At 56.1% G+C, this 9,583-nt stretch carries 7 protein-coding genes; 5 read left to right on the top strand and 2 right to left on the bottom strand.

Annotated elements, in window-relative coordinates; genetic code table 11:
- Positions 1 to 2,797, top strand: a 2,797-nt coding sequence (locus ACIQ36_RS14965; protein WP_395830692.1) for a type I restriction endonuclease subunit R, incomplete at its 5' end; no start/stop codon positions are given.
- 445 nt (positions 2,798 to 3,242) lie between these two features.
- Here the strand turns inward: ACIQ36_RS14965 and ACIQ36_RS14960 are convergent.
- Positions 3,243 to 3,449 (bottom strand): hypothetical protein, encoded by a 207-nt coding sequence (locus ACIQ36_RS14960; RefSeq protein ID WP_395830690.1) that lies wholly within the window; start codon positions 3,447 to 3,449, stop codon positions 3,243 to 3,245.
- A 310-nt stretch (positions 3,450 to 3,759) separates the two neighbouring features.
- Positions 3,760 to 4,965, bottom strand: coding sequence for a tyrosine-type recombinase/integrase (locus tag ACIQ36_RS14955; protein WP_395830688.1), 1,206 nt, complete (start codon positions 4,963 to 4,965; stop codon positions 3,760 to 3,762).
- A gap of 639 nt (positions 4,966 to 5,604) precedes the next feature.
- On the opposite strand from ACIQ36_RS14955, the gene ACIQ36_RS14950 reads away from it, so the two are divergent.
- From ACIQ36_RS14950 to ACIQ36_RS14935, 4 genes are all read left to right on the top strand, one after another.
- Entirely contained in the window at positions 5,605 to 7,134 is a 1,530-nt protein-coding gene (locus tag ACIQ36_RS14950; protein WP_395830686.1) for a type I restriction-modification system subunit M, read from the top strand.
- 13 nt (positions 7,135 to 7,147) lie between these two features.
- The gene (locus ACIQ36_RS14945; RefSeq protein WP_395830684.1) at positions 7,148 to 7,561 is read left to right on the top strand and encodes an HI0074 family nucleotidyltransferase substrate-binding subunit; all 414 of its coding nucleotides are present in this window, start codon (positions 7,148 to 7,150) and stop codon (positions 7,559 to 7,561) included.
- Positions 7,558 to 9,078, top strand: a complete 1,521-nt coding sequence (locus ACIQ36_RS14940; RefSeq protein ID WP_395830682.1) for a restriction endonuclease subunit S — start codon at positions 7,558 to 7,560, stop codon at positions 9,076 to 9,078. Before ACIQ36_RS14945 ends, ACIQ36_RS14940 begins: the two co-directional genes overlap by 4 nt.
- A gap of 33 nt (positions 9,079 to 9,111) precedes the next feature.
- Positions 9,112 to 9,583, top strand: a 472-nt coding sequence (locus ACIQ36_RS14935) for a type I restriction endonuclease (RefSeq protein WP_395830681.1), incomplete at its 3' end; no start/stop codon positions are given.

Here is a 9,583-nt window from a genome sequence, read left to right as displayed (position 1 = left end):
TCTCGATTTCGATTCTCCTGCGGCGAATGATTGGCTGGCAGTGAGCCAATTCACCGTGATCGAAAACCGCGCCACCCGCCGCCCGGATGTGGTGCTGTTCCTCAATGGTCTGCCGGTCGCGGTGATCGAACTGAAAAAGCCGGGGCTGGAAACGGTGCCCCTGACCGCCGCCTATAATCAGCTTCAAACCTATAAGGCGCAAATCCCGTCGCTGTTCCGCACCAATGCGGTGCTCGTTACCTCCGACGGGCTGACGGCGCGGATCGGGTCGCTCACCGCCAATGAAGAACGCTTCATGCCTTGGCGCACCACCGATGGCAGCGGGGTTGCGGCCAAAGGCAAGCCCGAACTGGCGGTTCTGATTGAGGGCGTGTTCGAACCGCAGCGCTTTTTGCACTTGATGCGCGATTTTACCGTTTTCGGCGAGACGGGCAGCGGCACGGTAAAAATCATCGCGGGCTATCACCAGTTCCATGCCGTGCGCCATGCCGTCGCCGCGACCGTTGCGGCTTCTGCCCCCGACGGCAGCCGCAAGGCCGGGGTGATTTGGCACACGCAAGGGTCGGGCAAAAGCTTCCTGATGGCCTTCTATGCTGGGCAATTGGTGCGGCAAAAGGAAATGGCTAATCCCACCATTGTCGTGATTACCGACCGGAACGATCTGGACGATCAGCTTTTCAGCACCTTTGCCCTGTGCCGCGATTTGATCCGGCAAACGCCGCTTCAGGCCGATAGCCGCGAGGATTTGCAAGCCGCGCTCAACCGCGCATCGGGCGGGGTGATCTTCACGACAATTCAGAAATTCGCGCCGCCGCCGGGGGCCGGGGCCTACCCGGTTCTCACCGACCGGCGGAATGTGGTGATTATCGCCGACGAAGCCCACCGCAGCCAATATGGGTTTAAGGCCAAGGTTGCGCAGAAGACCGGGGAAATCGCCTATGGTTTCGCCAAATATCTGCGCGATGCCCTGCCGAATGCCAGCTTCATTGGCTTTACCGGAACGCCGGTCGAATCGACCGACGCCAACACGCGCGCGGTGTTTGGCGAGTATATCGACGTTTACGATATCAGCCGCGCGGTGGCCGATGGGGCAACGGTGCCCATCTATTACGAAAGTCGCTTGGCCCGTATTGAGCTTTCCGAGGAAGAAAAACCCCGGATCGACGCCGAAGTCGAAGAACTGACCGAAGAAGAAGCCGTGACCGAGCAGGAACGGCTGAAGCAAAAATGGTCAACGGTCGAAGCGCTGGTGGGGGCCGAAAAGCGCCTTGCGATGGTGGCGGGGGATTTGGTCCGCCATTTTGAAGATCGGGTGGCCGCCCTGGACGGCAAGGCGATGGTGGTTTGCATGAGCCGCCGCATCTGCGTAGCGCTCTATAACGCTATTATCGCCCTGCGCCCCGATTGGCATTCGGACGACGATACGCAGGGCGTGATAAAAATCGTCATGACCGGCTCTGCCGCCGATCCTGAAGCTTGGCAGCCGCATATCGGGGGGAAAGCTCGGCGCGATTTACTGGCCAAGCGGGCCAAAGACCCGAACGATTCGCTCAAGCTGGTGATCGTCCGCGATATGTGGCTAACCGGGTTCGATGCCCCTTCCATGCATACGATGTACATCGACAAGCCGATGAAAGGGCATGGGTTGATGCAGGCGATTGCCCGCGTTAACCGTGTGTTCCGCGATAAGCCCGCTGGGCTGGTCGTCGATTATATCGGTCTTGCGCAGAACCTGAAAAACGCTCTGGCGCAATATTCTGCTGCCGATCAGGGTAAAGTCGGGGTCGATGAGGCGGAAGCGGTGGCGGTCCTTCTAGAGAAGATCGATATCGTCCGTGCCATGTTCAAAGGCTTCGAGTACGCCCGTGGCCTGACTGGCACCCCGCACGAGCGGCTTGCAGTGATGGCAGAAGCGCTGGAATGGATTCTCGATCAGCAGCATAAGGCCGCCGCGCAAGAGGCGACGGACGAGGCAAAAAAGCAGGCGCATCGGCGGTTTCAAGACGCGGTTCTGGCGTTGTCGCAAGCCTTTGCCTTGGCCGCTGCGACCGATGAGGGGCGGGCGGTTTGTGACGAGGTAGGCTTCTTCCAAGCCTTGCGCGCCGCGCTTGTGGTAACGGCCCCAGGCGGCGGAAAATCGGGGGCGGGTAAACAATTTGCGGTTCAGCAGATTATCAATCGTGCCGTGGTCTCGACCGGCATAGTCGATATTCTGACCGCCGCCGGGCTGACGACACCGGATATTTCCATTCTGTCTGATGAGTTTCTGGCCGAAGTGCAGCAGATGGAGAAGAAGAACCTAGCGCTGGAGGCGCTGCGACGGCTGCTGAACGACGAGGTTAAGTCGTCCACCCGCACGAACGTTGTTGAAACCCGCCGCTTTTCGGAACGGCTTGAACAGGCGGTGGCGCGCTATCACACCAACGCGATTAGTACGGTCGAAGTTCTTCAGGCGTTGATCGAGCTTGCCCACGATCTCCGCGAAGCCCGCCGCCGGGGCGAGGCGGAGGGACTATCGCCAGAGGAAATTGCCTTCTATGACGCGCTGGCCGAAAACGCGAGTGCGGTAGAGGTTATGGGCAACGACTCGCTGAAGGTGATCGCTCACGAGCTTCTAACGGGCTTGAAATCGACCGTGACCGTCGATTGGTCGCACCGGGAAAGCGCGCGGGCGCGAATCCGGGTGTTGGTGAAGCGCATCTTACGCAAGCACGGCTATCCACCTGATCTTCAGGACACAGCCGTTCAAACCGTGCTTCAGCAGGCGGAAGCGCTTTCGGCAACTTGGGCGGCTTAATGCCCGGTTAGGTTTTTTATATGCCCCCCCCTGTCTGTTGGTGGGGATAGCGGAGACACACCTTGCCTATCCGGCCCGATGTGTCGCTACCCTGTCCGTCGGAGCCGGATGAGCTTTTCGACACGGAGAAGAACACGTAACCTTTGAACAGGGAGGCCGGGGTTGTGCGGTCGGCCTTTACACGCTACCTATCAACGCATCGTTCCACGGGCGTCTTCTCCACGCTTCGCGGTCGATTGAGGGTCGTGGTTCTGTCACGTTGCCCCCTCCTGAAAACCCTAATCTAACGATAGAGTTTTCTTATCTGCACGAATAAAAGTGTGCATTTTTATCGGCCCCCCGGACTTTATACGCTCTGTTAGGAGTCGTGGCCGGACCGATGCGCATGGGGCGCGAGTATGTTAAGGATGTACCGCCCTGAATAACCCGAGGCGGGATAGAAGAGTTAATGCAGTTCGCCTGCTGCGAATCGCTCTAACTCGTTGACCGGAACGAAGGTCATGTTTCCATTTTTGAAGGTTTTGATCTTGCCTTCTGAAACGAGTTTCCAGAATTTTGACCTTGAGAAGCCCGCTGCTTCCCAGAACTCCTTCGGGCGCAACGTTACGCGGTTCTTGAATGGAATGGTGTATTCAATCGCCTCTGCTGACATTGGCCTTATCCTTCCCTGTATGGATGGCTAGAGCCTAGAGGCGACGGATTAAGACTGCAAATGTTTAACCTATTGATATTTATTAGATAATCTCATATTCACTTTTTGTTCGGCGCATTATGATATGCGAAGTTCAGGACGGATTTCAGGTTAGGCCATTGGAATCTATAATTGAAATCGTGGACAAGAAAAACTCAGAACGCGCTGTAAGCGCATGGATGGAATTTGTTTATTGCATGGCTCTGTTTGGATTTATCCACAAAATTCGCAATTTATACTTGCGCTTAGATGGATTGGTGTAGGCCGATCCTCACAGGCCTGTCACGAAGTCCGCCCAGTCCTCCATGAGACCCCGCCGCTTGTCGAGATAGTCTCCCCGCGTATAAGCTCGCTCCACCTTGTCCTTCAACCGATGGGCCAGGGCTGCTTCGCACACGTGGTGGTCAAATTCGGTTTTTTCCGCAGCCCAAGTCCGAAATGCTGATCGGAAACCGTGCACCGTAGCGTCGATCTTCATACGTTTGAGCGTCATAAGCATCACCATGTCGCTCAAGGGCTGGTTGGGTTTGTTGCCTGGGAATAGATAACCATCCTCTGTCTGCCTGATCGTTTGAAGCTGCTGCAATAACCTCATTGAAGCACGCGAAAGTGGTACCCGGTGTTCCACACGCATTTTCATGCGATCCTTTGGAATCGTCCAAAGCTGATTCTGCCAATCGATCTCCTGCCACCGCGCACCGAGGACTTCCCCTGTGCGAGCTGCGGTTAGGACCGCAAAGGCTATTGCCTTTGCCCCAAGGCCGTCGGCGGCTCCCAGGCGGACCCAAAACTGAGGAACGTCGGCCCAAGGCATTGCAGCATGGTTCCCCGCATTTCGAACACGCGCGCGAGCTGGCAGAAGATGATCTAAGTTGCCGCGCCACCGTGCAACATTCTCACCCTCGCGCCACCCCATCACTTTGCCGAAGTCCAAAATTTTCTCGATCCGCCCCCGTAACCTTGAGGCAGTCTCGTTCTTCATTGTCCAAATTGGTGCCAATATCTTTAATATATGCTCGACTGAAATATTATTCAGCGGCAGGTCGCCGATTACGGGTAAAGCGTAGCTTTGCAGGGTATTTTCCCATTGCTGCTGATGTTTAGGGTTTTTCCATCCATCCCGATGCTGTTTTAAAAAACTCGCGGCGGCCTGTGCAAATGTTGTTGCGCGTGCATTGATCGCTGTTGTTGCGATCTCTATGGCCTCCGACTCTGCGAGCGGGTCCAATCCATCCCCAATCACTCTTTGGTGGGTTAGGGCACGGCCTCGTGCTTCCTCCAGGCTCAGGGTAGGGTATCCGCCCAAGCCCATCTCGCGCCGTCTGCCTGTAACCGGTGAGACAAAACGCAGAATCCATGATTTTCGACCCGTATCGCTTACTTGAAGAAGCAGTCCTGCCGCTCCCCCAACAGCGTGCCGACCGGGACCAAGTGTCTTTAGCTGCCTATCAGTCAAAGGTTTAACGACTTTTGGCATGGGGTGCCTCGGTCCTCTATTCCACGTTTATGGTGGGTTTGCCCTCTCTTCGTGCCGAATTGCGATTGAGAGAAGGAAAACCCGCCATTCAACCCACCATCGGGTGTCGGCTTTGGTGGGTCAAGTATGGACTGCTATGGACGGTAGGTTTACCCCAAAAGCGCAGAAAACAAAGAACCCCGCACTATGGCGGGGCGTCTATGGACTGTCTAAAATCAATAAATGGCGGAGGGGATGTCCGCCGCACTAACTATCTATCATAATGAAATATAATCATATTCACTATGGCATTTCATCATAACCCACCTTAAAACCCACCTTCCGGCATTGGCTGCGTAGAGATTGCCCTGGACTGACGCAGCATGATGCAATTTCACCTTGCGGTCAGTTTGCCCTTCTGTCGAGAGGGGAGCGTCCACGGCGGTCAGCCGATCAGGGGTTTTTCATGTCTTCCCCCGATAGGGGCATTCCAAAAACGCCCGGGGGTTTTTTATCGGCTATAAAAAGGAGGAGCCGTCCAAAGGCAGCCCCCTTCTTTGGGGAGCGAACGCTTGTTGGCTGCTTTACCGCATTGACCGATACAACTCTTGCGGTCAGATTTGGCCCGGTAAGAATGGTTGACGATAGGGTATCGAGAGAATGGCGAAGGCAGCGGCCAACGGTGGGGCTACTCTGGGGTTCGAGGCAGACCTGTTCCGAACGGCAGATAAGCTACGCGGCAATATGGAGCCGTCGGACTATAAGCACGTCGCACTGGGGCTGATCTTTCTCAAGCATATCTCGGATAGTTTCGACACGCTGCATTCTAAGCTGCTGGCGGAATACCCGGAAGGGGCCGAAGACCCGGACGAATACGCAGCGGAGAATGTGTTCTGGGTGCCGAAGGAGGCCCGCTGGTCGCACCTGCAAGCCACCGCCAAACAATCGGATATCGGCAAGCAGATCGATGAAGCGATGCTGGCGATTGAAAAGGTCAACCCGTCGCTGAAAGGGGTACTGCCTAAGGATTATGGCCGCCCGTCGCTGAATGCGGTGATGCTGGGGGAATTGATCGATCTGATCTCCGGCATTGCCTTGGGCAAGGAGGACGAAGCCGCGCGCGATGTTTTGGGCCGGGTCTACGAATATTTTCTGGGGCAGTTTGCGGGCAGTGAAGGCAAGCGCGGCGGGGAGTTCTACACCCCCCGGTCGGTTGTTCGGGTGATGGTGGAGATGCTGGAGCCGCAGAAGGGCCGGGTTTACGATCCCTGTTGCGGGTCGGGCGGGATGTTCGTTCAGTCGGAAAAATTCGTCGAAGCCCATCAGGGCCGGATCGGTGATATCGCCATTTACGGGCAGGAAAGCAATTACACCACCTGGCGTCTTGCCAAAATGAACCTTGCCGTGCGCGGGATTGATGCGGATATCCGCTGGAACTCCGAAGGCAGCTTTCATAAGAATGAACTGCCGGACCTGCGGGCCGATTTCATCCTAGCGAACCCGCCGTTCAATATCTCCGATTGGGGCGGGGAACGACTGCGGGAGGATGCGCGCTGGAAATACGGCATTCCCCCGGCGGGTAATGCCAATTTTGCGTGGCTTCAGCATATTCTGCACCATCTGGCCCCGAATGGCACCGCCGGGGTAGTGTTGGCCAATGGCTCCATGTCGTCCAACCAATCGGGCGAAGGGGAGATTCGCAAGGCGATGATCGACGGCGATGTGATCGATTGCATGATCGCGCTGCCGGGTCAGCTTTTCTATTCCACCCAAATTCCCGCCTGCCTGTGGTTTCTGGCGAAGAATAAAAAGAACGCCCGCTTCCGCGACCGGCGCGGGGAAATTCTGTTCATTGATGCCCGCAAACTGGGAGTCTTGGTGGACCGCACCCGCCGGGAACTGACGGATGAGGAAATCGCCCAGATTGCCGATACCTATCACCGCTGGCGCGAAGGCCGCGACTATCAGGACGTGCCGGGCTTCTGCAAATCCGCCGAGTTGGAGTTGGTCAAGGAACACGGCTATGTGCTCACGCCGGGCCGCTATGTGGGGGCAGCGGAACAGGAGGACGACGGCGAGCTTTTCCCAGATAAAATGGCGCGTCTCGCCGCCCAATGGCGCGACCAGCAGGCGGAGGCCGCGACGCTCGATGCCCAGATCGAAGCGAATCTGAAAACCCTTGGTTTCTGATCGGAGAACGGCAATGTCAGATGAAAAGCTCGACCTGAGCCCGCTCGACCGGGCGATTGACCGTTTGAACGAAGGCTGGCTGCGGTATCAAAAGGACATAAGCGATACCCAAATCCGCGATGGGCTGATCCAGCGCTTCGAATTCACCTATGAAATCAGCCACAAGATGCTGAAACGCCATCTGGAGGCCACCTCGGCCAACCCGGCGGAATTCGATGATATGAGCTTTCAGGATTTGATCCGCTCGGGGAGTGAAAACCGGCTGCTGTTGGGGGATTGGCCGGAGTGGCGGCGCTACCGCGATATGCGGTCCAAAACCAGCCATACCTACGACGAAAAAATCGCCCTGGAGGTTGTGGCCCATATTCCCGGCTTTCTGGCGGAAGCGGTTTACCTGCGCGATCAAATCAAGGCCCGCCAAGCATGACGCCGCCACTGATCGACCTTCACCCGGACCATTGGGCCATCGTCCGCGATATTCTGCAAACCCATGTGCCGCAGTACCCGGTTTGGGCCTTCGGCTCCCGCGCCACCTGGAAAGCCAAGGAATTTTCCGACCTGGATTTGGCGATTATCACCGAAACGCCCCTGCCGCTGGATGTCGCGGCCAGCCTACGGGAAGCTTTTTCGGACTCGGACCTGCCCTGGAAAGTGGATGTGGTGGATTGGGCCAGCACCAGTGCAACGTTTCGGGAAATCATCGCGCGGGACAAGGTGGAGGTGCAGGAGGGGGGGGCTGTGAGGCCAATTGTTAGGTTGGGCGATTACATAGAGTCAAATCTCGGTAAGATGCTTGATGCTCAGAAAAATAAAGGTGTTCTGCGTCCATATCTTGGCAATAGCAATGTCCGTTGGGGCGCGTTCGATCTCAATGACTTATCGTTAATGAAATTTGAAGAGAATGAGAATGAGCGTTATGGAATTCGAAATGGTGATTTAATCGTTTGTGAGGGGGGAGAGCCGGGGCGATGTGCAATTTGGCGCGGGGAAGTTACCGATATGAAAATTCAGAAAGCGTTACACAGAATCAGGCCGAGAGAGGGTCTCGATAACTACTACTTGTTCTATTGGTTTATGTTGGCTGGCCGTTTTGGTTGGTTAGAACCATTCTTCACCGGAACAACGATCAAACACCTGACAGGAAAAGCTCTCAGTGAATTAAAGATTCCATTGCCCAATATCAAAGAACAACGCGCCATCGCTAGTGTCCTTCTCACGCTCGACGACAAAATCGACCTGAATCGGCGGATGAATGCGACGCTGGAGGCGATGGCGCGGGCCTTGTTCAAGGATTGGTTCGTCGATTTCGGCCCCACCCGCGCCAAACTGGAAGGCCGCGCCCCCTATCTTGCGCCTGAACTTTGGGCTTTGTTCCCGGATCAATTGGACGAGGAGGGAATCCCGAAGGGATGGGAGAGTACCACCGTTGGAGAGCTATTAGATCTTAACTATGGTAAAGCTCTCACTGCTTCATCGCGGAAAATCGGGGAAATACCAGTTTTTGGTTCAGGGGGGCAGACCGGAACCCATAGCGAACCGCTTGTAGATGGACCAGCAGTAATCGTTGGTCGAAAAGGAAGTGTGGGGACATTGTATTGGGTTGATACTCCGGTTTTTCCGATTGATACGGTGTTTTTTATTAAAATAAAGAGATGTAGCCTTCTCTTCTCATATCATCTTTTGGACGATAAACCGCTATCTGAAATGAATACAGATGCGGCCGTTCCTGGTTTAAACCGGAATAACGTATATCGACTTCCGGCTATATGGCCGGGGCTAAAATTAGCCGAACAATTTGATGAGTTGGTTGGCTCGCTATGGAATAAGCGATCAGCAAACCTGGATGAATCCCGCACCCTCGCCCAAACCCGCGACCTGCTGCTTCCCAAGCTCATATCCGGGGAAATCCGGCTGAACCCGGCGCAGGCCGGGCCGCTTGTGTAACGCTGCCCGATAAGACGATAGGGAAACGCCCCGATGCCGTATCTCTCCGAAGCTGACATTGAAGCCCTGCTGCTGGAGCAATTGGTGGGCTTGGGGTATGGCTGCCGGTCCGATATGGGGATCGGTCCCGACGGATCGGCCCCAGAACGTGCGGCTTATTCCGATGCGCTGCTGGTCGGGCGGCTGACCCAAGCGATGGATCGTCTGAACCCCCATATCCCTGCCGACGCGCGGCAGGACGCGCTGAAGGCGGTTTTGGCGGCGCAATCGCCGTCCTTGATTGAAGAAAACCGCCGCCTGCATCGGGCGCTGGTGGAGGGGGTTCCGGTCGAATTTTACGGCGAGGATGGCACGATCCGGGGGGACCGGGTGCGCCTTGTCGATTTCGATTCTCCTGCGGCGAATGATTGGCTGGCAGTGAGCCAATTCACCGTGATCGAAAACCGCGCCACCCGCCGCCCGGATGTGGTGCTGTTCCTCAATGGTCTGCCGGTCGCGGTGATCG

The sequence above is a fragment of the Elstera sp. genome (assembly GCF_044372965.1).
In the GTDB taxonomy this organism is placed as follows: Bacteria; Pseudomonadota; Alphaproteobacteria; order Elsterales; family Elsteraceae; genus Elstera.
The sequence above is the reverse complement of the archived record's forward strand: the minus strand, read 5'-3'. Positions and strand labels throughout refer to the sequence as shown.

Excerpts from the sequence above, each read along its gene's own strand:
- ACIQ36_RS14960 (WP_395830690.1), bottom strand. The coding sequence starts at position 3,449 with ATGTCAGCAGAGGCGATTGAATACACCATTCCATTCAAGAACCGCGTA.
- ACIQ36_RS14955 (WP_395830688.1), bottom strand. The coding sequence starts at position 4,965 with ATGCCAAAAGTCGTTAAACCTTTGACTGATAGGCAGCTAAAGACACTT.
- ACIQ36_RS14950 (WP_395830686.1), top strand. The coding sequence starts at position 5,605 with ATGGCGAAGGCAGCGGCCAACGGTGGGGCTACTCTGGGGTTCGAGGCA.
- ACIQ36_RS14945 (WP_395830684.1), top strand. The coding sequence starts at position 7,148 with ATGTCAGATGAAAAGCTCGACCTGAGCCCGCTCGACCGGGCGATTGAC.
- ACIQ36_RS14940 (WP_395830682.1), top strand. The coding sequence starts at position 7,558 with ATGACGCCGCCACTGATCGACCTTCACCCGGACCATTGGGCCATCGTC.